Origin of the sequence: Lichenihabitans psoromatis (assembly GCF_004323635.1) — a bacterium.
Classification (GTDB): domain Bacteria; phylum Pseudomonadota; class Alphaproteobacteria; order Rhizobiales; family Beijerinckiaceae; genus Lichenihabitans; species Lichenihabitans psoromatis.
Genome location: NZ_CP036515.1, coordinates 931,801 through 957,070 on the forward strand (window position 1 = coordinate 931,801; position 25,270 = coordinate 957,070).

At 63.0% G+C, this 25,270-nt stretch carries 26 protein-coding genes and 1 tRNA gene; 18 read left to right on the forward strand and 9 right to left on the reverse strand.

What is annotated here, in order from left to right; translation table 11 throughout:
* Positions 1-52: 52 nt before the first annotated feature.
* Positions 53-128, reverse strand: a tRNA-Ile gene (locus tag EY713_RS04310).
* Positions 129-411: 283 nt separating this feature from the next.
* Here EY713_RS04310 and EY713_RS04315 point away from each other — a divergent pair.
* The 4 genes from EY713_RS04315 to EY713_RS04330 all read left to right on the forward strand — a co-directional run bounded on the left by EY713_RS04315 (position 412) and on the right by EY713_RS04330 (position 5,535).
* Positions 412-2,004: an ABC transporter substrate-binding protein gene (locus EY713_RS04315; RefSeq protein ID WP_131113721.1), complete on the forward strand. Its 1,593-nt coding sequence runs from the start codon at positions 412-414 to the stop codon at positions 2,002-2,004.
* Positions 2,005-2,008: 4 nt separating this feature from the next.
* The gene (locus EY713_RS04320) at positions 2,009-2,956 is read left to right on the forward strand and encodes an ABC transporter permease (RefSeq protein ID WP_227398717.1); all 948 of its coding nucleotides are present in this window, start codon (positions 2,009-2,011) and stop codon (positions 2,954-2,956) included.
* Positions 2,957-3,019: 63 nt separating this feature from the next.
* Positions 3,020-3,847, forward strand: a complete 828-nt coding sequence (locus EY713_RS04325; protein ID WP_170314065.1) for an ABC transporter permease — start codon at positions 3,020-3,022, stop codon at positions 3,845-3,847.
* A complete protein-coding gene (locus EY713_RS04330; protein ID WP_131113722.1) occupies positions 3,844-5,535 on the forward strand; it encodes an ABC transporter ATP-binding protein in 1,692 nt (563 codons plus the stop codon). The genes EY713_RS04325 and EY713_RS04330 overlap by 4 nt, the downstream gene beginning before the upstream one ends.
* Before the next feature lie 214 nt (positions 5,536-5,749).
* Here the strand turns inward: EY713_RS04330 and xylB are convergent, their stop codons facing one another.
* Positions 5,750-7,249 carry a xylulokinase gene (gene xylB / locus EY713_RS04335; RefSeq protein WP_131113723.1) on the reverse strand — a complete coding sequence of 500 codons (1,500 nt, stop codon included), beginning with the start codon at positions 7,247-7,249 and terminating at the stop codon, positions 5,750-5,752.
* Between the two features lie 122 nt (positions 7,250-7,371).
* On the opposite strand from xylB, the gene EY713_RS04340 reads away from it, so the two are divergent.
* From EY713_RS04340 to EY713_RS22680, 5 genes are all read left to right on the forward strand, one after another.
* Positions 7,372-7,662: a hypothetical protein gene (locus tag EY713_RS04340; RefSeq protein WP_131113724.1), complete on the forward strand. Its 291-nt coding sequence runs from the start codon at positions 7,372-7,374 to the stop codon at positions 7,660-7,662.
* A 69-nt stretch (positions 7,663-7,731) separates the two neighbouring features.
* Complete coding sequence (gene trhA, locus EY713_RS04345) at positions 7,732-8,394, forward strand: PAQR family membrane homeostasis protein TrhA (protein ID WP_131113725.1); 663 nt, start codon at positions 7,732-7,734, stop codon at positions 8,392-8,394.
* Positions 8,395-8,549: 155 nt separating this feature from the next.
* Entirely contained in the window at positions 8,550-9,980 is a 1,431-nt protein-coding gene (locus EY713_RS04350) for a cytochrome ubiquinol oxidase subunit I (RefSeq protein ID WP_131113726.1), read from the forward strand.
* 4 nt (positions 9,981-9,984) lie between these two features.
* On the forward strand, positions 9,985-11,004 hold the full coding sequence (cydB, locus tag EY713_RS04355) for a cytochrome d ubiquinol oxidase subunit II (RefSeq protein WP_131113727.1): 1,020 nt from the start codon (positions 9,985-9,987) through the stop codon (positions 11,002-11,004).
* An 8-nt stretch (positions 11,005-11,012) separates the two neighbouring features.
* Positions 11,013-11,153 carry a hypothetical protein gene (locus tag EY713_RS22680; protein ID WP_165491024.1) on the forward strand — a complete coding sequence of 47 codons (141 nt, stop codon included), beginning with the start codon at positions 11,013-11,015 and terminating at the stop codon, positions 11,151-11,153.
* Here EY713_RS22680 and EY713_RS04360 read toward each other — a convergent pair whose 3' ends face one another.
* Positions 11,154-11,942, reverse strand: coding sequence for a DUF1365 domain-containing protein (locus tag EY713_RS04360; RefSeq protein ID WP_131113728.1), 789 nt, complete (start codon positions 11,940-11,942; stop codon positions 11,154-11,156).
* Positions 11,943-11,945: 3 nt separating this feature from the next.
* On the reverse strand, positions 11,946-13,289 hold the full coding sequence (locus EY713_RS04365) for an NAD(P)/FAD-dependent oxidoreductase (RefSeq protein WP_131113729.1): 1,344 nt from the start codon (positions 13,287-13,289) through the stop codon (positions 11,946-11,948).
* A gap of 220 nt (positions 13,290-13,509) precedes the next feature.
* Between EY713_RS04365 and EY713_RS04370 the strand changes: the two genes are divergently transcribed.
* Positions 13,510-14,334, forward strand: coding sequence for a DUF1295 domain-containing protein (locus EY713_RS04370; protein WP_131113730.1), 825 nt, complete (start codon positions 13,510-13,512; stop codon positions 14,332-14,334).
* Complete coding sequence (locus EY713_RS04375; RefSeq protein ID WP_131113731.1) at positions 14,331-15,383, forward strand: SAM-dependent methyltransferase; 1,053 nt, start codon at positions 14,331-14,333, stop codon at positions 15,381-15,383. Before EY713_RS04370 ends, EY713_RS04375 begins: the two co-directional genes overlap by 4 nt.
* Here EY713_RS04375 and EY713_RS04380 read toward each other — a convergent pair.
* Positions 15,367-15,780, reverse strand: a complete 414-nt coding sequence (locus EY713_RS04380; RefSeq protein ID WP_131113732.1) for a DUF2177 family protein — start codon at positions 15,778-15,780, stop codon at positions 15,367-15,369. The two genes, EY713_RS04375 and EY713_RS04380, sit on opposite strands and share 17 nt — an antisense overlap.
* 172 nt (positions 15,781-15,952) lie before the next feature.
* Between EY713_RS04380 and EY713_RS04385 the strand changes: the two genes are divergently transcribed.
* Positions 15,953-16,762: an exodeoxyribonuclease III gene (locus EY713_RS04385; protein WP_177525401.1), complete on the forward strand. Its 810-nt coding sequence runs from the start codon at positions 15,953-15,955 to the stop codon at positions 16,760-16,762.
* Here the strand turns inward: EY713_RS04385 and EY713_RS04390 are convergent.
* Positions 16,740-17,183: a cyclic nucleotide-binding domain-containing protein gene (locus tag EY713_RS04390; protein WP_131113734.1), complete on the reverse strand. Its 444-nt coding sequence runs from the start codon at positions 17,181-17,183 to the stop codon at positions 16,740-16,742. The two genes, EY713_RS04385 and EY713_RS04390, sit on opposite strands and share 23 nt — an antisense overlap.
* An 87-nt stretch (positions 17,184-17,270) precedes the next feature.
* The gene (locus tag EY713_RS04395; protein WP_131113735.1) at positions 17,271-17,957 is read right to left on the reverse strand and encodes a response regulator transcription factor; all 687 of its coding nucleotides are present in this window, start codon (positions 17,955-17,957) and stop codon (positions 17,271-17,273) included.
* A 210-nt stretch (positions 17,958-18,167) separates the two neighbouring features.
* Here EY713_RS04395 and EY713_RS04400 point away from each other — a divergent pair, with 210 nt between their 5' ends.
* The 5 genes from EY713_RS04400 (at position 18,168) to EY713_RS04420 (ending at position 23,010) form a co-directional block, all read left to right on the forward strand.
* Entirely contained in the window at positions 18,168-18,683 is a 516-nt protein-coding gene (locus tag EY713_RS04400; RefSeq protein ID WP_131113736.1) for a L,D-transpeptidase family protein, read from the forward strand.
* A gap of 108 nt (positions 18,684-18,791) precedes the next feature.
* Entirely contained in the window at positions 18,792-19,307 is a 516-nt protein-coding gene (locus tag EY713_RS04405) for a BA14K family protein (RefSeq protein ID WP_131113737.1), read from the forward strand.
* A 171-nt stretch (positions 19,308-19,478) separates the two neighbouring features.
* Positions 19,479-20,438, forward strand: a complete 960-nt coding sequence (locus EY713_RS04410; protein WP_131113738.1) for an ABC transporter substrate-binding protein — start codon at positions 19,479-19,481, stop codon at positions 20,436-20,438.
* A gap of 34 nt (positions 20,439-20,472) precedes the next feature.
* Complete coding sequence (locus EY713_RS04415) at positions 20,473-21,999, forward strand: sugar ABC transporter ATP-binding protein (protein ID WP_131113739.1); 1,527 nt, start codon at positions 20,473-20,475, stop codon at positions 21,997-21,999.
* A 57-nt stretch (positions 22,000-22,056) separates the two neighbouring features.
* Entirely contained in the window at positions 22,057-23,010 is a 954-nt protein-coding gene (locus tag EY713_RS04420) for an ABC transporter permease (protein ID WP_425374361.1), read from the forward strand.
* A 22-nt stretch (positions 23,011-23,032) separates the two neighbouring features.
* Here EY713_RS04420 and EY713_RS04425 read toward each other — a convergent pair whose 3' ends face one another.
* The gene (locus EY713_RS04425) at positions 23,033-23,422 is read right to left on the reverse strand and encodes a DUF4112 domain-containing protein (RefSeq protein WP_131113741.1); all 390 of its coding nucleotides are present in this window, start codon (positions 23,420-23,422) and stop codon (positions 23,033-23,035) included.
* A gap of 149 nt (positions 23,423-23,571) precedes the next feature.
* On the opposite strand from EY713_RS04425, the gene EY713_RS04430 reads away from it, so the two are divergent.
* The gene (locus EY713_RS04430) at positions 23,572-24,264 is read left to right on the forward strand and encodes an MgtC/SapB family protein (RefSeq protein ID WP_131113742.1); all 693 of its coding nucleotides are present in this window, start codon (positions 23,572-23,574) and stop codon (positions 24,262-24,264) included.
* 16 nt (positions 24,265-24,280) lie between these two features.
* On the opposite strand, the gene EY713_RS04435 is transcribed toward EY713_RS04430, so the two are convergent.
* On the reverse strand, positions 24,281-25,129 hold the full coding sequence (locus tag EY713_RS04435) for a helix-turn-helix domain-containing protein (RefSeq protein ID WP_131113743.1): 849 nt from the start codon (positions 25,127-25,129) through the stop codon (positions 24,281-24,283).
* Positions 25,130-25,270: the final 141 nt, after the last annotated feature.

Below are 25,270 nucleotides of genomic sequence, written 5' to 3' on the forward strand. Positions count from 1 at the left end.
AACGCGGAAGTCTCCCGCCAAAATGGACATCCGCCTGTTCGGGGAGATTGCGTGGTGGGCCGGGCAGGACTCGAACCTGCAACCAGACCGTTATGAGCGGTCGGCTCTAACCATTGAGCTACCGGCCCACGCGGCCGAGGATCGGAACCCAAGGGCATCCGACGCCGAAGACGTATCGCCGATCGGACCTGGATGCAACGCGCCGCAAGCCGGCAACGAGCACATCGGCCACCCTTGCGGGCTCGACAGGCATCTCGTTGAAACTACGCCCAAAGATTACGGCGGGAATGAGAACCATTTGACAGATCGTGCCGCCAGCACTGATGATACGATTAACCGGACGTCAGGCTTGGCGCTCCTCCGAATGTCTCGCCCGGCGGCCGAGGCGTGAAAAACAAGGGCTGGAACCAGATGAATGAACTGGATTATTTGAAGGTTCAACATGCACTGGGACGCCTGTCCCGCCGCGATTTTATCGGCCGAGCCATCGCGCTGGGCGCGTCCGCGGTAGCCGTCAATTCCCTTGTTCTCGGCGCAGAAGCGCTCGCCGCCGAAACCGCCCAGAAGGGCGGCACGTTGCGGCTCGGGCTTGGCGGCGGCAGCACGACCGACAGCCTCAATCCGCTGAGCTGGAACGACTCGGTCATGATCGATGTCGGGTTCGGCCTCTTCAACGGCCTCGTCGAGAATAGTGCCGAGAACCGGCCCGTGCCGGAGCTTGCCGAAAAATACGAGCCGAAGGACGGCGCCAAGACGTGGATCTTCACGCTTCGCAAGGGCGTCATGTTCCACAACGGCAAGGAATTCGACGCCGACGACGCCGTCTACTCGTTGAACCTGCATCGCGGTAGCGACACGAAATCGGGCGCGGCGGGTCCGATGAAGGCGGTCGCCGACGTCAAGAAGCTGGACAAAAACCAGATCGAAGTCACCCTGGCGTCGGGCAATGCCGACTTCCCCACGGTATTGACCGACTATCACCTCATGATGGTGCCGAACGGCTTTACCGATTGGGCCAAACCCGTCGGCACGGGTGCCTTCACGGTCGATCGGTTCGATCCGGGCGTCCGCATCGCGCTGAAAAAGGCCGGGCCTTATTGGAAAGCCGATCGCGGCCTCCTCGATGCGGTCGAATATAATGTCATCAACGACACCAGCGCGCGTATGAACGCGCTGATTTCCGGCCAGGTCGACGCTATCAACCGGGCGGATCCGAAGACGGTGTCACGGATCGCCAAGAGCCCAACGCTCGAGATCGTGCGGGCGGCGGGTGGCTGGTACCCGGTCATGGCGATGCAGGACGACCGCGACCCCTATACGAACCTCGATCTCCGCAAGGCGATGAAATATGCGGTCGATCGCGAACAGATGATCAAGACGCTGTTCAGCGGCTATGGCACGCTCGGGAACGACAATCCGATCCCGAAGAGCGATCCCTATTTCAACTCCCAGCTAGAGCAGTTGAAATACGATCCCGACAAGGCGAAATTCTACTTCAAGAAAGCCGGTCTGGCCGATGCCAAGATCGTGCTGCAGACCTCGGATGCGGCCTTCAACGGCGCGGTCGACATGGCGACGCTGCTGCAAGCGACCGCCGGCAAGGCCGGCATCACGGTCGATGTCAAGAAAGAGCCGGCGGATGGCTATTTCGACAATGTGTGGCTCAAGGGCGCTTTCGTGGCCAGCTATTGGGGCGGCCGGCCCGCCGCGACCCAGATGCTCGATATCGCCTATCAGAGCAAGGCGCCGTGGAACGAGTCGCATTGGAACAGCCCCAAGTTCGATAAGCTGCTGACGGACGCTCAGGGCGAAGTCGACGAGGCCAAGCGCAAAAGCTACATCTGGGACATGCAAGCCATGCTGACGGACGAAAGCGGGACGCTTATTCCGTGCTTCCGCGATTGGCTCGACGCAAAAAACAAGAAGGTGGGCGGCCACACACCCCATAGCGGTTTCGATATGGATAACGGCCGCATCGCCGAAAAAGCATTTCTGAAGGCTTGAGCCTTTGATCAAACTGATCGCCCAGCGTCTCGCCCTCGGATTGATGACGCTGTTCGCGGCCTCGGTGCTGATTTTCGCCGGCACCGAGATCCTGCCGGGCGATCTGGCATCGGCGATCCTGCAGACCAATGCGACCCCCGAGTCCCTCGCGGCCATGCGCAAGGAACTCGGGCTCGATCGGCCGCCGACGACCCGCTACGTCGAGTGGCTCTCGGGCGCAGCGCACGGGAATTTTGGGGTATCGCTCGCCAACAAACGGGACGTGGCTGAAGAAATCGCGCCCCGGTTGCAAAACACGATCTTCCTGGCGCTCTACGCCGCCCTTATTGCGGTTCCGCTCGCGGTCGCGCTGGGCCTGTTGGCTGCGGTCAACCAGGGCGGCTTTTACGACAGGCTCGTCAATGTCGTGACCTTGATGACCGTCTCGGTGCCCGAATATTTCGTCGCCTATATCCTGATCAAATATCTGGCCGTGCAGCTCGGCTGGTTTCCCTCGCTGGCGAATGTCACGCCGGATACCCCGCTGCTCGAACGCATGAATCTCACCTTTTTGCCCATGCTGACGCTGGTGCTGGTCATCACCGGCCACATGATGCGAATGACGCGCGCCTCGGTTCTCAGCGTCATGGCCAGCCCCTATATCGAAATGGCGCTGCTCAAGGGCCTGCCGAAATGGCGCATCGTGGTGCAGCACGCCTTTCCCAACGCGCTGGCCCCGATCATCAACGTGATCGCGCTCGATCTCGCCTACCTCATCGTCGGCGTCGTCATCGTCGAGGCCGTGTTCGTCTATCCGGGCCTCGGCCAATTGATGGTGGACGCCGTCTCCAAACACGATGTGCCGGTCGTGCAGGCCTGCGGCCTGATCTTCGCGGTGATCTACATTCTGTTGAACATGACGGCCGACATTCTGGCCATCATGAGCAATCCGCGCTTGAGGCATCCCCGCTGACGCGGGATCGCCGCCCTTGCCGGTCGCCGACCGGGTCTCCATCGATCGAAAGAGGGTCAGCTCGTGCGATTGTTCGGCCATAAACTCAGTCTGACGGCCTGGGTCGGCCTCATCATCATTCTGATCAACGTGGTGGTCGCACTGGGCGCGCCCGTGATCGCGCCATTCGGGCAGGCTGACATCGTCGGCGATGCCTGGGCCGATCCCGATCGGTTGCACCTGCTCGGCCTCGACAATCTCGGTCGCGACATCCTCAGCCGCCTGATCTACGGCGCGCGCCTGTCGATCGGCCTCTCCAGCCTGATCACGGTGCTGGCGTTCATCATCGGCATCATCACGGGCTTCGTGGCGGCCGCCGTCGGCGGCTGGGTCGACTCGCTGTTGTCGCGCATCGTCGACCTGCTGCTGTCGATGCCGATCCTAATCTTCGCCTTCATGATCCTGTCGGTTCTCGGCACCGACATTCCGGTGCTGGTCGGCACCATTGCGATCCTGAATTCAACGCTCGTGTTCCGCCTTGCTCGCGCGGTCGCGATGAATATCGCCAGCCTCGAATATGTCGAAGCCGCCAAGGTGCGTGGCGAGGGCCTGTGGTGGATCATCAGCCGCGAGATCCTGCCCAATGCGATCCCGCCGCTCGCGGCCGAATTCGGCCTGCGGTTCTGCTTCACGTTCCTGCTGATCGCGGCCCTCAGCTTTCTCGGTCTCGGCATCCAGCCGCCGCTGGCCGATTGGGGCAGCATGGTCAAAGACTATCGCGACATGATCAATCTCGACTCGGCCGCGCCGCTCTATCCGGCGGCCGCCATCGCGATCCTCACGATCGGCATTAACTTCGTGGTCGACTGGATGCTGTCGATCCACTCGAAGGGCTATGGGGAAAGCGCATGACCGACGCTCACGCCCGCAATCCGCTGGGTGACGATCTTCTCGTGGTCGACAAGCTCCGGATCGAGGTCAGGACGGATCGTGGCCATGGCCCGGTGCTGGTTGACGACGTCAGCTTCACGCTTCGGCGCGGCGAGGTGCTCGGAGTCATCGGCGAGTCTGGCGCCGGCAAATCCACCATCGGGCTCTCGACCCTCGGCTATTCCCGCTCCGGCTGCGTCGTCACCGGTGGGTCGATGCTGCTCGGCGGCCACGATATCCGCACCATGACGGCCGATCAGCGTCGCGGCTTGCGCGGCCGGGGTGTCGCCTATATCGCGCAAAGCGCTGCCGCCTCGTTCAACCCGTCGATGACCATCATGGACCAGGTGTGCGAAGTGGCCGTCCGGCAGGGCCTGATGAACCGGTCGGAAGCGGAGGTCGCGGCCAGGGGCCTGTTTCGCGAACTCGAATTGCCGAACCCTGACGCTTTTGGGGCGCGCTACCCGCATCAGGTATCGGGCGGCCAGTTGCAGCGCGCCATGGCTGCGATGGCGATGGTGTCACGTCCCGATCTCCTGGTCTTCGACGAACCCACGACCGCGCTTGACGTTACGACCCAGGTCGACGTGCTGGCCTCGTTCCGCAAACTGATCCGCGAGCACGGCACCGCCGCGCTCTACATCACGCATGACCTCGCGGTGGTGGCGCAGATCGCCGATCGGATCATGGTGCTGCGGCAGGGCAAAATGGTCGAGCTCGGTTACGCCGATCAGGTGCTGAACAGTCCGCGCGAGGAGTATACCAAACGGCTCGTGACCGAGAGGAGCTTCGCCCATTCCGGCAAGTCGGCCGAGCAGGCCGCCGAAAAGCCGCTGCTCAGCATCCAGCACGTCACCGCTAGCTACGCCAAATTCGCCAATGTGATCCAGGACGTCAGCATCGACGTGCGGCGACACGACACGGTGGCGGTGGTGGGCGAATCCGGGTCCGGCAAGAGCACGCTGGCGCGCGTCGTCATGGGTTTGCTGCCCCGCAAGGAGGGCGAGATCACCTTCGAGGGCCAGAGCCTTCCGGCCCGTCTCGCCGATCGGACCAAGGATCAGCTCCGACGCGTTCAGATGATCTACCAGATGCCGGATGTGGCGCTTAATCCGCGCCAGACGCTGCTGGATGTCATCGGACGGCCGATGACATTCTACTTCAATCGGTCGCGGAAAGAGGTGCGCGAGCGCGTCCTCGATTTGCTCCGTCAGATCGATCTCCCGGAGAGCTTCATCGATCGCTACCCGTCCGAACTGTCGGGCGGCCAGAAGCAGCGGGTCAGCATCGCGCGGGCGCTCGCGGCCGAACCCGATCTCATCATCTGCGACGAGGTCACGTCGGCGCTCGATCAACTCGTGGCGGAGGAAATCCTCCGCCTTCTCCAGCGCTTGCAAGACGATCTCGGGGTCGCCTACCTCTTCATCACGCATGACCTCGGCACCGTGAAGCGGATCGCCAATAAAGTGGTGGTCATGCTGAAGGGGCGGCTCGTCGCGGCGGGCGAAACCAGCGACGTCTTCGCGCCGCCCTATCATCCCTATACGGAACTTCTGCTGTCTTCGGTGCCCGAAATGCGGGGCGAATGGCTCGACGAGGTGCTGGTACGCCGCAAGGCCATCGCGGCGGCCGCGCGGGCCAGCGAGGCAACACTCACCGCAAGCGCTTGACAGCGAACCGACAATAAAAAACCCCGCTTGGAAGCGGGGTCATATCGACCAACGTCGATAACGGATGCGGCCCGATCAGGCCATCGCCAGTACATCCGTGGTTGACGGCGCCGGTCGAGCAAATCGCATCCGCGACATCCGGCCTCGGCCGTTTGTCTTGAGCAACAGATGGGCCCGCAACGCATGATTGCAAGGCCTACGGATCGTTGAAGGCCTACGGATCAAGGTCCGTGGCTGCGAGTGCCTTCAAGCCGGGATACAGCGTCCGATAGGCGCGGAAGCGTGACGCATAGAGATCGGCCAGCGCCGGATCGGGTCGATAGGCCAGGGTCGAAACCGCGTCTCCACCGGCCCGCGCCGGAAAGCCCGCCGGCTGGAAGGCCAAGAGAGCCGCGCCGTAACACGATCCGTGCGAGGGCTGCGGCACCGCCAGAGGCACGCCAAGCACCGAGGCGAGGATCGAACACCAGAGCGGGCTGCGCGCGCCGCCGCCGGTGCCGCGCAGATCCTCGACATGCAAGCCATTGCCCCGCAGCGTCGCGAGTCCATCCCGCAGCGCGAAGGCGACACCCTCGAGGATCGCGCGAACCATATCGGCTGCATCGGTGGAGCCCCGAAGACCCGCGAATGCGCCCGCAACGGCAGCGTCCATATGCGGCGTCCGCTCACCGGAGAGGTAGGGCGCGAAAAGCACGCCCCGCGCACCAGCGGGTGACGTCGCGGCGAGGTCGAGCAGAGCCTGGGCCGACACCAAGCCATGCTGGCTCGCGACGCGGCTGGCCCAAGCGAGCGACTCCCCCGCGCTGAGCGTCGCGGCCAGCGCGCACCATTGGTCGGGCACGACGTGGCAGAAGGTATTGAGCCGGCCGGCCGGATCGATCGCCGGCGCACCGGTCGAAACCAGCAACTGGCCGGACGTGCCGAGGGTGACGAGCGCCCGACCCGCGTCGCCGCCATCGATCCCCATGGCGAGCGCGGCACATAAGGCGTCGCCGCCCCCGGTCACGACCGGCACGCCGACCGGAAGCCTGAGCGCCGCCGCGGCATCGGCCGTGACATGACCCGCGACGGCCGTGCTCGGCAGCAGGTCCGGCAACAAAGCGGCATCGAGGCCACAGGCCGCCAGAAGGTCGGTCGACCATTGCCGCGTGCGGATATCCAGCATCGAGGTGCCGGAGGCGTCCGACGGGTCGCTCGCGAGCCGGCCGGTCAACCGATAGCGCAGATGGTCTTTCGGCAGCAGGACAGTTCTGATCCGGGCGAAAAACTCAGGCTCATGCTCGCGCATCCAAAGCAGTTTCGTGACGGTTCCGCTCGCATTGGCGGCTGTCCCCGTGATGGCGATCAGCCGATCGCGTCCGATCGTCTCCTGCAGCCACTGCGCTTGCGGACCGCTCCGTGAATCCGACCAGAGCAGGCACGGTCGGATGACCGCGCCGGCGGCGTCGAGCACGACGGGACCGTGCATCTGGCCCGATAATCCGATCGCCGTGACGCGAAGCGCTGCGACGGCGCCCTCGTCGGCCCACAGCCGTGACCCAACCTCGCGCAGCGCGTCCCACCACAGATCCGGGTCCTGCTCGGCCGCCTGGGGCGTCGGCGATGCGGTCGGATAAGCGGCCGCTGCTTCCGCCACCACCGCGCCGTCGCTGTCGACCAACATCGCCTTCAGGCTCGACGTTCCAAGATCGATCGCCAGCACGACGTCACGCATTCGGGTCTCTCCTCGAGGCCGGCCGGCCCCGCACGGTGCTGGCGCAAAAATGCGAGCGCGTCCAGTCAAGAGACCTTTTCAAACTCGATGTTCCTGTTATGTTCTCAATCAGGAGATTCGAAATGAGCGACCAAACCTTGTTCATCGTGCAACCCTATCGCGCCATGCCGCACCGCCTCATCGCGCTTGCGGCCCAGGTCTACGCCGACGAGACGAGCGCGCGCCGTGCCGGCAACCGCCTGGCGCGATTTCGGACCGGCGTCGTGGTCCTGTCCCAAGCGGTGGATGTCGAGGCGGCTCGGCGGAGCGTTCCGGCCACCCTGGCGATCCACGGTCAGGTGCCGGAAGAATGGCTTGATCGCCTGCCGCTCGGGCTGAAGCGCCCCGACCGCGAGTTCCGCCACGCGGCATGACGACACCCGATTGGTCGCGCCAACGCCATAATGATCGCGTTGGATGCGGGCATCCTCAGGGGTATCTGCATGATCGAGACGCTTGACCCGCCGGGGAGCCGCGCATGGCCCTACGGATGGGACGAAATCCTTGCCGACGGGATCATTCATGGGCTCGGACTGGTGCTGGCGGTCGTCGGAACGGTCGTCATGATGGTCTATTTCAGCCCGCGTGATCATGCCGGGCTTCTCCCGCACGCCATTTATTGCGGGACGCTGCTGATCACGCTGACGGCCTCGGCGGTCTATAATATGTGGCCCGTATCACCCGCTAAATGGGTGCTTCGCCGCGTCGACCACGCGATGATCTTCGCGCTGATCGCAGGCACCTACACGCCCTTCCTGATCCGGATCGGCAGCCTGCAAAGTAACCTGCTGTTGCTGGTCATCTGGACCGTCAGCCTGATCGGCATGGCGTTGAAACTCGCCAATCTCGGCCGGCGCGAGTGGCTCTCGACTTTGCTGTATATCGGGATCGGCTGGAGCGGGTTGCTGGCCATTCCGGCGTTGGTCGGAACCTTGCCGTCGATCAGCCTCTTCCTGATCTTCGGCGGCGGCCTGCTTTATTCGTTCGGCGTCATCTTCCATCATTGGCGCGCGTTGCGCTTCCAGAACGCCATCTGGCACGGCTTCGTTCTGGCGGCGGCGACCTGCCACTTCGGCGCGGTCGTCACCGCAATCAATGGAACCTGAAAAAGACACTCGCGCCGGACTGCTTCTTTGCCATAGGGCAAACCGTCCAATCGGCTTCGCGCGGTTTCCGCAACATATCCTCAGGGACGAATAGATCATGACGAGCCTCCGAGCTAGTCTGGCGCTCCCGCCATCTGTTCGTGGAGACTGTTGCCGTGTTCTCGCTCGACGCTTTGCAGCTGGCCCGAATACAATTCGCCTTCACGGTTGGCTTTCACATCATTTTTCCGGCCTTTTCGATTGGTCTTGCGGCCTATCTGATGGTCCTCGAAGCGGCTTGGCTGAGAACTCGCCAGCAAGTCTATCTCGACACGTATCAGTATTGGCTGAAGATCTTCGCTGTCGTATTCGGCGTCGGGGTCGTGTCCGGTCTCGTGATGTCCTACGAGTTCGGCACCAACTGGTCGCAATTCTCCTACAAGGTCGGCCCGATCTTGGGCCCGCTGCTTGGTTACGAGACCCTGACGGCCTTCTTCCTCGAGGCCGGTTTTCTCGGCGTCATGCTGTTCGGCATGAAGCGGGTCGGCCCCGGCTTACATTTCGCGGCCACATGCCTCGTCGTGATCGGGACCCACATCAGCGCCGCCTGGATCCTCGCGAGCAATTCGTGGATGCAGACGCCGCAGGGCTACAGGATCGTCGATGGGCGCTACTTCCCGGAGGACTGGGTGAAGATCATCTTCAATCCGTCCTATCCCTATCGCTTCGTCCATATGCTCGGTGCCACCTATGTGTCGGTGGCTTTCGTGGTCGGGGCCGTGGGCGCCTATCACCTGCTGCGCGACCGGAACAATCGGTCGGCGAGGCTGATGTTTTCGATGGCGATGTGGATGGCGTTGGTGGCGGCTCCGCTGCAGATCATCGCGGGTGACGTGCAGGGCGACAACACACTGCAATACCAGCCGCAGAAGGTCGCCGCGATGGAAGGCGACTGGCAGCGTCAGCCGGCGGGAGAGGGCGAGCCCCTGGTGCTGTTCGCTTTGCCCGATCAAGCCAATCAGAAGAACAACTTCGAGATCGCGGTGCCGCATGTGGGGTCGCTTTACCTGACCCATAGCTGGGCCGGCACCATCAAGCCCTTGAAGGAGTTCAAGCCGGACGAGATCCCCTTTGTCCCGGTGGTGTTCTTCGCCTTCCGCATCATGGTCGGCCTCGGCTTGCTGATGTTTGCGGTCGGCGGTGTCGGCCTGCTGCTGCGTCGCAAGGGTCGGATCTTCCAGGCGCGCTGGTTTCAGCGGATCATGGTCGCTATGGGCCCGGCCGGCTTCATCGCCATGTTGGCGGGCTGGACCGTGACCGAGGCGGGGCGCCAGCCCTTCACGGTCTATGGGCTGCTGCGAACCGCCGACAGCGTGTCGCCCGTCGGTGCACCCGGCGTCGGCATTTCGCTGGTGGCTTTCGTGGTGATCTATGCGGTCGTGTTCAGTGCCGCCGTCATCTTCCTGCTGAGGCTGATGGCCGTGCCGCCGCATCCGGGCGAAAGCGGGCCGCCCGCCATTCCGCACCGCAGCGCCGGCATCACTCCGGGTCCGGCCGGAGCCACGCAGGAGCCGGCCCTGACCCCAGACCTCGCACCGGCGGAGTGAGATCATGACGTTCGAGGGATATGATCTTGCGCTGATCTGGGCCGCCCTGCTGGGCTTCGCGGTTCTGGCCTATGTGGTGCTCGACGGGTTTGATCTTGGCACCGGCATCCTGTTCATGGCCGAGCATGGCTCCGACGAGCGGGACGTGATGGTCAATTCCATCGCGCCGGTGTGGGACGGCAACGAAACTTGGCTGGTGCTCGGGGGTGGCGGTCTCTTCGCCGTTTTCCCGCTGGCCTATGCCGTCATCCTGCCGGCGCTCTATCCGGTCATCATCACCATGCTGCTGTCGCTCATCATGCGGGGCGTCGCGTTCGAGTTCCGCTTTCGCACCAACACCAAACGCGGCCGGTTCTGGTGGGACGTCGCCTTTTGTGGCGGCTCGACCGGGGCAGCCTTCTGCCAGGGTCTGGCGCTCGGCGGTCTGCTGCAGGGTATCCACGTCGAGAACAATGCCTACGCGGGCGGCTGGTGGGATTGGCTGACGCCGTTCACGATCCTCTGCGGCGTCGCGGTTGTGGTCGGCTATGCGCTGCTCGGCTCGTGCTGGCTGATCTGGCGCACCACGGGGAGGTTGCAGGACAGCAGCCGCCTGCAAGCGCGGGCCTTGATGATCGCCACGCTGGCGCTCATCGTCGCCGTGAGTATCTGGACACCCTTCCTCAACCCGCGCTTCGCCGCACGCTGGTTCGGTTGGCCCGGCATTGCTTTGACGAGCCCGGTTCCCGTGCTGGTGGCGCTGACGGCCTGGGTCTTCTGGCGCAGCCTATTGCAGAAGCATCACCTGACGCCTCTGCTCTGTGCCCAGGCGCTTTTCGTCCTCTGCTACATCGGTCTCGGCATCAGCTTTTATCCCTGGATCGTGCCGCCTTCGATCACCATCTGGGATGCGGCGTCGCCATCCTCCAGCATGGCGTTTCTGCTGGTGGGCGCCATCGTGATGATGCCAATCATTCTGGCCTACAGCGCCTATGCCTATTGGATCTTCCGCGGCAAGGTCGAGGTCGGGATGAATTACCATTGAGGCGGGACATGGATCACTCATCGACCAAGGAGGCGAGCCGAACGCGTAAGCTGCTCTGGTTCGTGGGCATCTGGGCCGCCAGCGTGGTCGTGGTCGGCGGGGTCGCCGAGGTGCTGCATTGGTGGATCATGCTGGGCAGCAAGCCGTGATCAGCGCGGCTCGGACCGCCCGAGCGTAACGGGCGCGGCGGGCCGCGGTGGTGGGCTGCGGAACGCGATGCCCTTGCGCCAGATGCGAAGCGCCTCCCAATGGATGCCGGCCACGATCTTCATGGCGAGAAGGGGATGCGCCGCAAAGGTCTTGACGAGCGCTGCATCCGACAACGGACGGCGCTCGCCCGAAAAACACGTCGCGATCACGAGGCCCTGGGCATCGCTGGCCGTGACCGCAACCGACACGCGGGCGGCGGGCGGCTGCACTTCGAACCGATAGGTCAAGTCCATATCCATGAAGGGCGAAACGTAGAACCGTTTGTCGCAGGTTTGGCGCACGGTTCCGGCGTGGTCTGCCTCGATCGGGATTAGGTAGCTATGGCGCTGCCCGATGGTGTTGTTCACTTCGTAAAGCATCGCCGAAAGGGTGCCGTCGCGACGGTGGCAGAGGTAGACGCTCAACGGGTTGAAGGCGTAGCCAAGAAGGCGCGGCACGCAGAGCAGGCGGATCGGGCCTCCATCAGGTGCCAGCCCGGCGTCGGTCAGATAGCCCTCGATCTGCTGGCGCAAAGGGCGCGCGCTGCCCTCGAGGTGATCGCGATCGCGGAACGAGAACAGGTTGAAGCGATTGCGCGAGAAGAGCCGCAAACCGTGACCGAGCCGGTCGAGTTCATCGAGATCGAACAGCATCCAGAACATGCGGTAGCGCAACGCATGGCGGCGCGGCTTCACCCGCTTGTGGGTGACAGCGCCGTCGTAGAGGCCGGAGACCCACACGTCCGCCATGGCTCAAGCCGCCGTCGCGACAAGCGCGGGTTGGCCGAGAACAATGCGACCAGACTCGTTGGCGACCGTCCAGGGTCGACGCACGCCGCCGAGTTGCTCGGCGACCGCGAGCCCGGCCTGCAATCCATCCTCGTGAAAGCCCGCGCCGAAATAGGCGCCGCAGAACCATGTGTTGCGGGTCCCCTGCAAGGACCAGAGATGGTGTTGAGCCGTCATAGCGGCGCCGTCGAACATCGGATGGTGGTAGAGTTCTCGCCGAATTTCGGTGCCGGGCGCGGGATCGCGCGGCGGGTTGAGCGTCACGAAGATATCGTCGTCGCTCGGCAGACCCTGGAGTTGGTTCATCCAGTAGGTGACGCAGAGGTGATCGGCATCGGCCGCTTTCTGACGCCCGCCGAGGTAATTCCAACTCGACCAGACGGCCCTCCGCTTCGGCATCAGGGTCGGGTCGCGATGCATCACCCCGAGATTATCCGAATAGCGGAAGGGGCTCAGCGCGGCGCGCTCTGCAGCGTTCGCGTCGTCGAGCAAGGCGAGCGCCTGATCCGCATGAGTCGCGATCACGACATGATCGAACCGGTCGCGCGCGCCATGGCTGTCGACCACGGTCGCGCCACCCGGTTCGCGGATGACCTGCCGAGCCGCCGTCCCGAGGCGGATCCGGTCAGCATAAGCAGCGGTCAAGCGCTCCACATAGACGCGGCTTCCACCCTCGACCGTGCGCCACAAGGGCCGCTGCGAGATGCGGAGAAGACAATGGTTCTCGCAAAAACGAATGAAGGCTTCGGCCGGATAATCGAGCAGCGCTTTAGCCGGGACGGACCAGATCGCGGCCGCCATCGGCAGCAGATGATCGTCCATGAAGGCGCGGCCGTATCGCCCCTGTTGAAGATAGTCGCCAAGGCTAGTCAGCCCCAGCTTGCCGGCATGGGCCGGCGCCTCGCGGTAGAAGCGATGCAGGTCGCGCAGCATCGACCAGAACCGCAGGCTGAGAATATTGCGCCGCTGCGCGAACAGCCCCTTCACATCGGTGCCATTATACTCGAGCCGTCCCGCGTCGAGCGACACCGCGAACGACATATCGGAAAATTTGGTCGGCACGTCGAGATGGGCGAAAAGCGCTGTGAGGTTCGGATAAGCGAAGTCGTTATAGACGATGAACCCGCTATCGACCGGGAGGACGCCCCGGGCGCCCGCGACCGAAATCGTGTTGCTGTGGCCGCCGATGCGTCCCGCCTGTTCATAGACGGTGACCCGATGGCGCTTGCTCAAGAGCCAGGCCGCGCTCATGCCGGAAATGCCTGTCCCGATCACGGCAAGATCGAGAGACTTCACATCGTTGTTCATCGGAACCTTTGCTTTGCACCCTAAGCTACGATGGAATCGGCGATCGATGGCGACCGTGTCTCAAATTTTGTTGCATTTCCTCATTTGACGCGGCGACGGCGGTCGAGGCGGCCCGTATCTTACTCTTGGATTTGCCCCTGCGGCGGTCGCGGCGCATGCGCCCCAGTAAAGGATCAGTGTCAATGCCGACATCCCACCGTCTGCGATCGGTTCGTTGCCGATGATTGTCGTGACCTTGTGCCTCATGGTGGTTGGCGTCTCATTGGCGATGGTGGCGGCCTGGTTCATCGCGCAGAAGACCGGCAAGTCCGGTTTTGTCGACACGATCTGGACATTCGGCACCGGGATCGCCGGCATCGTCCTGGCGCTGCTCCCGCTCGAGGCGGGTGACAGCCCCTCGTTCAGGCAAGGGTTGGTGGCGATCCTGCTCGGGGTCTGGTCGCTGCGACTCGGGCTCCATATTCTGCGTCGCACGCTGAAAGGCGGTGACGACCCGCGCTATGCCAAGCTGAAACAGGATTGGGGCCGGAACGCCTCGAGCCGCATGTTCTGGTTTCTACAGATCCAGGCTCTCACCATGGCGCTGCTGGCGATCTCGGTCTTCGTGGCGGCCCGCAACCCCCGCCCGTCGCCGGATTGGCGCGATTGGCTCGGGGTTGCGATCGTGGCGATCGGCGTCTTTGGTGAGGCGCTCAGCGACGAACAATTGCGGCGGTTCGCGGCGGATCCGCGCCACAAAGGCCAAGTCTGTGACGTCGGCCTCTGGTCGTGGTCGCGTCACCCCAATTACTTCTTCGAGTTCTTTGGCTGGCTGGCTTATCCCGTGATGGCCATCAGCCTGACTGCCGCCTATCCCTGGGGCTGGCTGGCGCTGATCGGACCCGCGATCATCTATTGGCTGTTGGTCTACGCATCGGGCATTCCACCGTTGGAGGATTATATGCTGCGCTCGCGTGGGCAGGCCTTCCGCGACTATCAGGCCCGCACCAGCGCCTTCCTGCCGCTTCCCCCACGATCCCGTACGACGCCGGACAGACCCGCATGACACCGACGACACTCGCCCTGAAGGCCGCCGAGGGCTTGCCGCTTCCCGATGCGATTCTGCGAACCGGCGTTGGCCTCATGGTTGGCCGCACGGCCGAAAAACTCGCCGCCGCAACCGATGCCGACGATCGCGCTTTCGTCAGGCGCATGGCGGACTTCCCTATCGCGCTCCATACGGCGGACGCCAACGCGCAGCATTACGAACTCCCGTCGGAATTCTTCGGTCTGGTGCTCGGCCCCCGCCGCAAATACTCGTCGTGTTTGTATGACAAACCCGGCGACACGCTAAAACAAGCCGAGGAGCGCGCCTTGGCCGAAACGCAAGCCCATGCCGACCTCGCGGATGGTCAGGATATTCTAGAACTCGGCTGCGGCTGGGGATCGCTGACGCTGTGGATGGCCGAACAACTGCCGAAGGCCAACATCACGGCGGTGTCGAACTCTCGCCAGCAACGCGCGTTTATCGAGGCCGAGGTCATGCGCCGTGGGCTCTACAACGTCCGCGTCCTCACGGCCGATATGAACACCTTCGATCCCACGCGTTGCTACGACAGAATCGTCTCGGTGGAGATGTTCGAGCATATGGCCAATTGGCAGGCCCTGCTGCGCCGCGTCCAAACCTGGTTGAGGCCAGAAGGCCGGCTGTTCCTGCATGTCTTCACGCATCGCTCCGGCTCGTATCGGTTCGATCATGCCGACAAGGACGATTGGATCGCCCAGCACTTCTTCACCGGCGGCATCATGCCGAGCCAGGCGCTCGCGGCGCGTTTTCCGGAAGTCTTCGTGATCGAGGACGAGTGGCGGTGGAGCGGGGAGCATTACCGCCGCACCGCAGACGATTGGCTCGCCAATTTCGACCGTAACCGGCGCCAGATCGATGCGATCCTGCGCGGCCATTACGGCGCGGCAGCGCCACTTTGGCGTCGCCGCTGGCGGCTCTTCTTCCTCGCCACCTCGGGGCTTTTCGGCCACGCGGGCGGCGCGGATTGGGGCGTCAGCCATTATCGGCTGGCCCCCGTCGGTGCGTCCGCGATCAACCGAAGCGCTTGACCGCCATATCGGCGACCCAGAACGCGATGGCGGCCGAGGCACCGGTCACGATTGCGCCCCAGATCATGTCGGTGATGGCAAGCGCCACCGTGTAGTTCCGCAGCGTCGCCAGATTGGTGAGATCGTAGGTCATATAGGCGAAGAACCCGAGCAGCAGGCCTCGGGTTAGCGCCGTCGACCAGGATCCGGCGTCGAAGGCGGGCAAAAGCGCAAAATAGACGATGCCGGCGGCGTAGAGAAGATAGAACAGGCCGGCCGCGCCGAGCGAAAAATTCGGCGCGAGGCTATCGCCCAGCGTTCGCTTGAACAAAGGCCCGCCCACTGTTCCGAGCCATGCGAAATCCAACACCAGCATGGCGACGAGCGTTGCGGCATAAGCGGTTCCGAGGCGAAGCATGGGTCAATCCAACTGCAAGAGGTCGCTGAGGCAAGTAGGTCGCGCGCGGCCGAAGTCGACGCCGTGGCCAGTCGGACGATAGCCGAGACGAGCGCTCGCTTGCATCGGGTCCTCCGGCATGCGACCTCCCCGATCGACTTTTCCCCTCGTTCCCGTAACCAGAGCTGACGCCGTGCGCCTGACCATCACGTCCTGGAACATCAATTCGGTCCGGATTCGGCTGCCCCTCCTTCGCCAGTATCTCGAGTTGCACCAACCCGACATCCTGTGCTTGCAGGAGACCAAGTGCCGCGACGCCGAATTCCCGATGAACGACATCCGGGCGCTTGGTTTCGACCATGTCGAGATCAATGGGCAAAAAGGCTATCACGGCGTGGCGGTGCTTTCGAAGCTGCCGATCGCTTCGATCGACAAGGGACAATTCTGCCGCCACGGCCATGCGCGCCACATCGCGATCAAGCTCGCGCCCGAGGCGGGAGCGGCAGCGGGGCTCACAATTCACAATTTCTACGTACCGGCCGGCGGCGACGTGGCGGACCCGCTCATCAATCCGAAATTCGAGCATAAGCTGCACTTTCTCGACAGCATGATGGATGGTCCGGCTCGGCTCGTCGCCGAACGCGCCGTGCTGGTCGGCGATCTCAATATTGCACCGCTCGAAACCGACGTGTGGAGCCACAAGGCGCTGCTGTCGGTCGTCAGCCATACGCCGATCGAGGTGGATCGCTTCGGGCGCGTTCAGGCGGCCGGACCCTGGATCGACGCGATGCGGGAGAAGATCGTGCCGGCCGAAAAGCTATTTACCTGGTGGAGTTATCGATCGCCTGATTGGGCGGCGGCCAACAAGGGGCGGCGGCTCGATCATATTTGGCTTAGCGAGGATTTGCGCGGCGCGCTGGACGGGATCAGCGTTTGCAAGGAGGCGCGCGGCTGGGACAAACCATCCGATCACGTGCCGGTTACTGTCGATCTCCGATTTTGAGATCGGCCAGCCGCTCGTTGAGGTCGCGTGCGAGATTGCGGCGCACCCGGTCGGCGCTGCCCGGAAACTCGTTGAGGATCCGATAAAAGAGCCGCCGTGTGATCTTCAACACGGTGGATGGCTCGCGTGCGATGGCGGTCGTCGGCCGCGGCAGGGCCGAAATAAGCGCCCGTTCGCCGATCAGCGTACCGGGCCCGACGACCTGTCGCGCGGGTCGGCCATCGCCGACTGGATCGAGCGCGATCGATCCCACCAGGAGAACGAATCCGCCGTCAGCCAACTCGCCTCGACGGAACAAAACGTCCCCGGTGCGAAAAATGCGCGTTTCGCCCGAAAACGCGATGAGCCGGAGGGCTTCGGCTCCGAGATCGGCGAATAGCGGAATGGCCGACAGTCGCCGGATGTCTTGCTCGAGCGTCACGGCGCGCACCTTTGTCCCACGTGCCGCCAGTTTAGCTGGAAATGGTTGACGATTGTTAACGGGCGTCGGCAAGCCGAGCTGCACCCGTCAGGGGATCAGCCGGTAGCCCCCCGCTTCGGTGACGAGCAATTGCGCGTGGGCGGGATCGATCTCGATTTTCTGCCGAAGCCGATAGATATGGGTTTCGAGCGTATGGGTCGTCACGGCCGCGTTATAGCCCCATACCTCACGCAGCAGCGTATCGCGGTCCACCACCTGCTCGCGGGCGCGGTACAGATAGCGAAGGATCGCTGTTTCCTTCTCGGTGAGCCGCATCCGGTCGCCCCCCTCGTTGACGAGGTTTTTGGCGCTGGGGCTGAATGTATACGTGCCGATTTGGAAGAGAGCATCATGGCTGCCCTCGTGTTGACGTAGATGCGCCCGCACCCGTGCCAGCAGCACCGCGAAGCGGAACGGCTTGTTGACATAGTCGTTGGCGCCCGAATCGAGGCCGAGAACCGCATCGTCGTCGGTCGCATAGCCGGTGATCAGGATGATCGGTCCTTTGAACCCATTCGACCGCATGATGCGGACGACATCGCGTCCGTCCATGTCGGGCAAGCCGACGTCCATGACGACGACGTCGGGCGAATCCGCTTCGGTGAACGCCAGGGCGCGCTCAGCGGTCGCAGCTTCGCACGGGCTGAATTCATCGTGAAGGGAGAATTGCTCGACCAACAATTCACGGAGATCATCGTCGTCGTCGACAATCAGGATCTTTCGAGCCTGAGACATGCAGCAGTATCCTTGGTCCCCGTCCGGCCAACCCGCAACGAAGCGTGACGTCGGTCATAGAGGTCTTGTACGGCGGCCAAATTGCTCAAATGTACGCGCAAGCGCAAGCCTGAACCGCGATGCAACGATGGAGGACCTTCTTTGAACCCGTCTTCAACCCCTCCAAGACGGCAGTCCGGTGCCTCATCGATCCACCGAAACGACCATCGTTTGACGTCGTTACGCGTCGTCCCGAAGGCCGGCCATCCGTCGGAGGCTTGGCTTTTAGCGGCGTCGCTCGCCCTCCCCTGCATGCTCGGACCGTCCGGCATGACACGGCAAAAGCGCGAAGGAGATGGCGGCACGCCGATCGGCGTCTTCGCGATGCTGGGCGGTTTTTTCCGATCCGACAGAGCATCGCGGCCGCAGACGGCTCAGAGCATGCAAGCCTTGCGCGTGACCGACGGCTGGTGTGACGATACGACCTCGAGCCGATACAACCGCGCTGTGCAGCTGCCGGTCGCCGGGAGTCACGAACGCATGTGGCGCGAGGATCGCCTCTACGATCTCGGCGTAGTGATCGACTATAATATGAACCCGACCCGAAAGGGTCTTGGCAGCGCGATCTTCATGCACGTGATGTCGCCGGGCGGGACGCCAACGGCCGGTTGTGTGGCCTTGCGCCCGGACGATCTCCGACGGCTTCTGCCACGGCTCGCCCCTGGCTGCAGATTGCAGATCGGCTAGCCGGCCGCAGCGCATGGACAAATCGTCATCGAACAGATCGGCGTGCAAAGCGTTGATGCAGTGGACGGCTTGTTTTTTGAGCACGTCGGCGATTGAGGAGTTTAGAGCATGCGTGCGTTTCTGAGTGTTGGCGTGATTGGTTCGATGTTGGCGATGACGGCGGCCGGACCGGCCTCAGCCTTCACAATCGACACGTCGCCGAAGTTGGCGTCCGCAGGCACGTCGAACGTGGAGCAGGTCCAGTTTCGTCGGCATGGCGGCGGTGGGTTTCATCGGGGCGGCGGTTTTCGCGGTGGACGGCACTATGGTGGCGGCTATCGCGGCGGACGGGGTTACGGCGGCGGCGCCGCGATCGGGGCGGGTATCGCGGGTCTTGCGGCCGGCGCACTGATCGGGGGCGCAATTGCCAATTCCCAGCCGGCTTACGGTTACGGCGGCTATGGCGACGGCGGCTATTATGGCGCTCCCGCTCCGGTCTATGTCGATCCGGGTTACGCGCAAGCACCCGTATATGCCGACCAGGGCGGTGATACGGAGCAATATTGCATGCAGCGTTTCAAGTCCTACGACCCGTCCAGCGGCACCTACCTTGGCTACGATGGGCAGAGGCACCCCTGCCCCTGAAATCTTGACGTGAGAAGAAGCCGCGCTCCTCGGGGCGCGGCTTCGACGGGTTGGCGATCTGCTGAAATGTTAGCATTGACAGCTCCGCTCCCGTGCAGCACTCTCCAAAGGCCGGGGCATTGAACGCTTTCGTGCAGACGCCACAGAGCGTCGTTCAGGAGAGAAACGTCGATGAAGAACGCGCTTTTAGCCGCCTTGATGCTGTCGGTCGCAGGACTTTCGGCCCCCGCCTATGCGGCCGACGTGACCATACCGATCATCGTCAAAGACACCACATCCAACTATTGGCAGATCGTTCTGGCCGGCGCGCGCAAAGCGGGCAAAGACCTTGGCGTCAAGGTTCCGGAACTCGGTGCACAATCCGAAGCCGATATCGATGGCCAGATCTCGATCCTCGAAAATGCCGTCTCGGGCAAACCTGCCGCGATCGTGATCTCGCCGACGCAATTCGCGGCGCTGGGCAAGCCGATCGATGAAGCCGCTAAATCAGTGAAGATCATCGGCATCGACTCGGCCGCTGACTCGAAGTCTTTCTCGTCCTTCCTGACAACCGACAACACCCAGGGCGGGCGAGTGGCCGCTGACGCAATGGCGGAAGGCATCAAAGCCAAGACCGGCAAGGCGGAAGGCGATGTTGCCCTCATCACATCTCTGCCCGGCGTCGGCTCGCTCGATCAGCGCGCAGCGGGCTTCAAGGAAGAACTCGCGGCCAAATACCCCGGCCTTAAGCTGGTGGCCGACAAAGTCGCCGATGGCCAGGCCACGACCGGCCTCAACATCATGACCGACCTGATCACGGCAAGCCCGAACCTCAAGGGTGTGTTTGCGTCCAACCTTATCATGGGCCAGGGCGCGGGACAGGCGATCGCAGAGAACAGGCTCGGCGACAAGATGACCCTGGTGGCGTTCGACTCGGACGACAAGCTCGTCAAGTTGCTCACCGACGGCTCGATCTATGCCCTGATTGTCCAAGACCCCTATCGCATGGGCTACGACGGCGTGAAGACGGCGCTCGCCGTGTCCAAGGGCGAAAAGGTCCCGGTGACGGTCGATACGGGTGTCAATGCCATCACCAAGGCCGGGATGAACTCGCCCCGCTCGCAGGAACTGCTGAACCCCAAGCTGAACTGAAGCACGCGTTCTTTAGACAATTGGACGAGCCGCCATGCAGACCGCAACCGTCCAACCGAAACACGATGGCGCTTCTCCGGGAGCGTCACCCCTCTTCGTTCTCTCGAAGCTCGACAAGAGGTTCGGCGCCACCCATGCGCTGAAGGGCGTCGATCTCGCTTTCGAGGCCGGCGAAATTCACGCCATCGTGGGCGAGAATGGCGCCGGGAAATCGACGCTCATCAAGATCCTCACGGGCGTCCACCAACGCACCAGCGGCGATGTGATGTGGGAAGGTGTTCCGGTCGCGCTGGCGAGCCCCTATGAAGCGATCGCGCTCGGCATCAATGCGGTTCACCAGGAGGTGGTGCTCTGCCCTCATCTCAGTGTCGCGGCCAATCTGTTCCTCGGCGACGAGACGACACGCTTCGGCCTGTTGCGCCACACGGCCATGGTGCGCGCGGCTGAAAAGATCCTGGCCGAAATCGGCTTTGCCTTGCCGGCGGCTGCACCTCTGTCAAGTTTGACGATCGGGCAGCAGCAACTCGTCGCAACCGCGCGAGCGGCAACGCGCGGGACTAAATTCCTCATCTTCGACGAGCCGACCGGCTATCTGACCCGGCAGGAAGCGGCCCAGCTTTTCGCGTTGATCCGCCGCCTCAAGGCGCAGGGCGTCACGATCGTCTACATCAGTCATCGCCTCGAGGAAGTCTTCGAACTCGCCGATCGCGTGTCGATCTTGCGCGATGGTGCCCTGGTCTCGACCCAGCGCGTGGCCGACACCAACGAGCAGAGCCTGATCCGAGGGATGATCAACCGCTCCGTCGAGCAGATCCATTACAAGGAGACGGTGCCGTTCGGCCCCGAAATCCTCCGGACCGAGCACCTCAGCGGTAAAGGCTTCGAGGATATCTCGCTGAGCGTGCGGCAAGGCGAGATCGTCGGCCTCTATGGGCTGATCGGCGCCGGACGCAGCGAGTTCGTGCAAAGCCTGTTCGGTCGTTCGCCGGCGACCTCAGGGCAAATCGTTTGGTTGGGCGAGCCCGTCTCGATCCGCAAGGAAACGGATGCGATCAAACGGGGCATCGCGCTGGTGCCGGAAAGCCGTCGCGACCAGGGGCTCTGCCTCAATCTCGGCGTTGGGCTCAACGTCAATCTGCCGATCTTCGATCGACTGACGAATGGCATCACGCTCAATCCAAAAGCCGAACGCACCCATGCCGATCGCCAGATCAAGGCGATGCAGATCAAGACCGGATCACGCAACGCCGCCGCCTCGAGCCTGTCGGGCGGCAACCAACAAAAGATCGTGGTTGGCAAATGGCTGAACCACGGGGCCAAACTCTTCATCTTTGACGAGCCGACCGTGGGGGTCGACGTTGGCACAAAGGTCGAAATCTACAAGATCCTGGCCCGGCTTCTCCATGAAGGGGCCGGCATCATCCTGATCTCGTCCTACCTGCCGGAAGTCTATGACCTCAGCGACACGCTGCATGTGTTTCGGCGCGGCAAGCTCGTCGCAAGCCACGATGGCACCAAAGCCGACCCCGAAATCATCCTGACCGAAGCGATCGGGGTGTGACATGACGAGATCAAGGGCACACGCATGAGCATCGACGCCAAGAGCACCGCGCCGACCATGACGGTCGTGGTTCCCCGCCCGTCCCGGTTGGGGCTGATCCTTAGCCTGACGCTCGTCGGGTTGCTGATCGCGATGTGGATCGCGCTTAGCCTCTCGACGCCGAGCTTCCTGACCGAGAACAACCTGACCAACCTCATGCGTCAGGGTGCCATGATCGCGATTATCGCGGTCGGCCAGACTTTCGTGATCATCACGTCCGGTATCGACCTGTCGGTCGGGGCGGTGGTGGGCTTCTCCAGCGTGATCGTAGCTTGGTTGATGACGCATGGCTTTACGATCCTGCCGGCGATCCTCCTGACGCTCTGCGTCGGCGCGGCGATCGGGGCTTTTCACGGGTTCGGCATCACGACGCTGGGGCTGCCGCCGTTCATCATGACGCTTGCGACCCTGACGGCCTTGCGCGGAATCGGTTTGTTGATCACCAACGGGGCCACGATCTCGGGCCTGCCGGACGCGTTCACCAACTTTTCGCGCGGCGCCTTCCTCGGCATCCCGCTCCTCTTCTGGATGGTCGTTGTGGTCGCCACCCCGGCTTATGTGCTGTTGCAGCACAGTCGGTGGGGTCGCTACCTCTACGCAATCGGCTCGAACCGAGAGGCCGCGCGCCTCTCAGGCGTGAACGTCCGCGCGATGATCTATCTCGCCTATATGATTTCGGCGACGTTGGCGGCCTTTGTCGGCGTGCTGCTCGCGGCACGCATCGGCATCGGCAACGCGACCCAGGGTCAGGGCTGGGAACTGCAGGCGATCGCCTCGTCGGTAATCGGCGGGACGAGCTTGTTCGGCGCCGTCGGCAGCGTCCAGGGGCCGCTGCTCGGCTCGTTCATCCTCACGACGATCAACAATGGAGCCAACCTGCTCAACGTCAATCGCTTCTGGCAGGACGTGATCACTGGAGGCCTGATCATCGTGATCGTCTATTTCGATCAGCTCCGCAGCCGTAAACGCTAGACACGACGCGAGCTTCCGCAGATCAGCGGCGGCGAAGCGACACGCCGATATGATCCTCGATAATGGCGAGGTTCCGGAGATTGGCCTTGAAGGCCATATCGAAGAGATCGCCGACGATCGGGACGACGCCGACGACGGCCTCGATTCCCACGTTCCTCAGCATGACCAGCAGCTTGGCGTTGGGCACGCCCAGCCGGCGTGCCTCGTTCACGATATAGAGCGAGATCACGGCCAGCACGGCATCGCCGGCGGCGGGCGTCAATCCAATCATGCTGTTCAGGCCGAAGCGGAATCGTGTGAACGGCAGCCTGAAGGCGCCGTCGATCAGCCACGCGATCCGGCGCAGGTTTGCCAGACGCGCCTGCGTCGGGTCGGCATGGCCGCCATAGGCCTGCTGCGAATATGCATTCATGGTGACGCCTCCCGACCGAAACGTAGATGTGGTTGGCGATGACGCTGATACAATGTCTCCGTTCTGTCATATCGCACCCGTAGTGCATCCCGACCCGATCGGCTCGGGAAAGCGGCGGGAGACGCGAGTTGGGATTTGATTGGGCCGCGATGCCCGCCCTCATCCAAACCGCCGCCAGCCTGGCACTGGCCTTCGTCCTCGGAACGTTGATCGGTGCAGAACGACAATATCGGCAACGCAGCGCCGGACTTCGCACCACCGTGCTGGTCGCGGTCGGGGCGGCGGCCTTCGTCAGCATCGGCATGCGGCTCGGCGGCATCGCCGGCGCGGTCCAGATCGTCGCCTATACGGTGACCGGGGTCGGGTTTCTCGGCGGCGGCGTGATCATGAAGGAGGGCAAGACCGTGCGCGGGCTTAACACCGCCGCGACGCTCTGGTGTTCCGCCTCGGTCGGCGCCTTTAGCGGGGCCGGGCTTGGGCCCGAAGCGCTTTTAATGACCATCACGGTTCTGGCCGGCAACACGTTGCTGCGGCCACTGGCCGATCTCATCAACCGCACGCCGATCGGCGACGGCTCGATCGAGGCCACCTATGAGGTCAGAGCCACGACGTCGACCGCGGGCGTGGCACAAGCCCGCGATCTTCTGGTCGAGACGCTCGAGGTTGCGCATTATCCCGTCCGCGACGTCACGATCGAGGATCGAGGCGAGACCGATGTCGAACTTGTCGCGACACTCGCGGTCACGACGATCGAGCCGGATGAAATCGAAGCCGTCCTGCGCCTGCTCGAACGCTCAAGCCTGATGCGCGACGCGACCTGGACATCAAAGACGAGCGACTAACCATAAACAACGTCGTTCACGGCGTCATTCGGTCGAGCAGATCGTGCAGGAAGGGTTCCACACCATGCGGCTGGACGACAGCCAGCCGGATCAGGTCGTCGAAGCGGCGGGCAAACATGCGGATGTGATCTGAGCCGTTGAGCACGAGGTAGCTCGGCCCGAGGAAAACCACAGCGCGTTTGGGCCCAAAGACCGTGAAAGGCGCCGAATAGACCGTCTTCCGGTCATAGAGATAGAAGCGAAGTCCCGGATAAGCGCTCCGATAGATGGCGTTGAGATGCTCGATCTGGTCGCGACGCGCGTCCAGCGGCAGGTCGGACCAGATATCCTGTCCGTCGGCGAAAGCCTGAAGATCTTGCAGTGCCAGACAGACTTCGACGTCATTGTCGGCCTTAGACATATAGTCGAGACGTGCCCGTACGGTGTCGAATTGCACGGGCGCCACATTCTCCGTGCTCCCATACTCGAACTGAAGCACCGCTTCGGTCTTGACGAAATCCGGCAAAGCGACCGGCACCGTTCGGATGCGATAGCCTTCCGCTTCGTTGAGCCAGGCGACGAAATGATCGTCGGCCGGCCCGCGATCGTGCATTTCGATCTGCAGCATCGCCTGGATAATTTCAGCGCCGACTTCCTCGCGCTGACTGAGGCCGAGCAGCCAATCGGTCGACACATGCGCCGCGGTCGCGATGGCCATCAACGTGTCGGCCCGGGGAAGACGAGGATCGGTGTCGTCGAGAAGTTGCGACAGGGTCGAGCGATCGATGTTGGCAAGGCGCGCGAAGCCGGACGTCGTCAGCCCCGCACGACCGATCACGCTCTCGAGTCTCCGGCGGAAAAGACCAACGGTGTTGTTCCGTACCATGGCGGCTCCACGATGGAAATATCGTCAAATAATATATATCAATCAATGTTGTGATATTCGTCACCAGATGATATTTATTGCTACATCATCATCGTTGAATCGCATATCATGTCCGGTTCAAACTCCTCCATGCGAATCGTA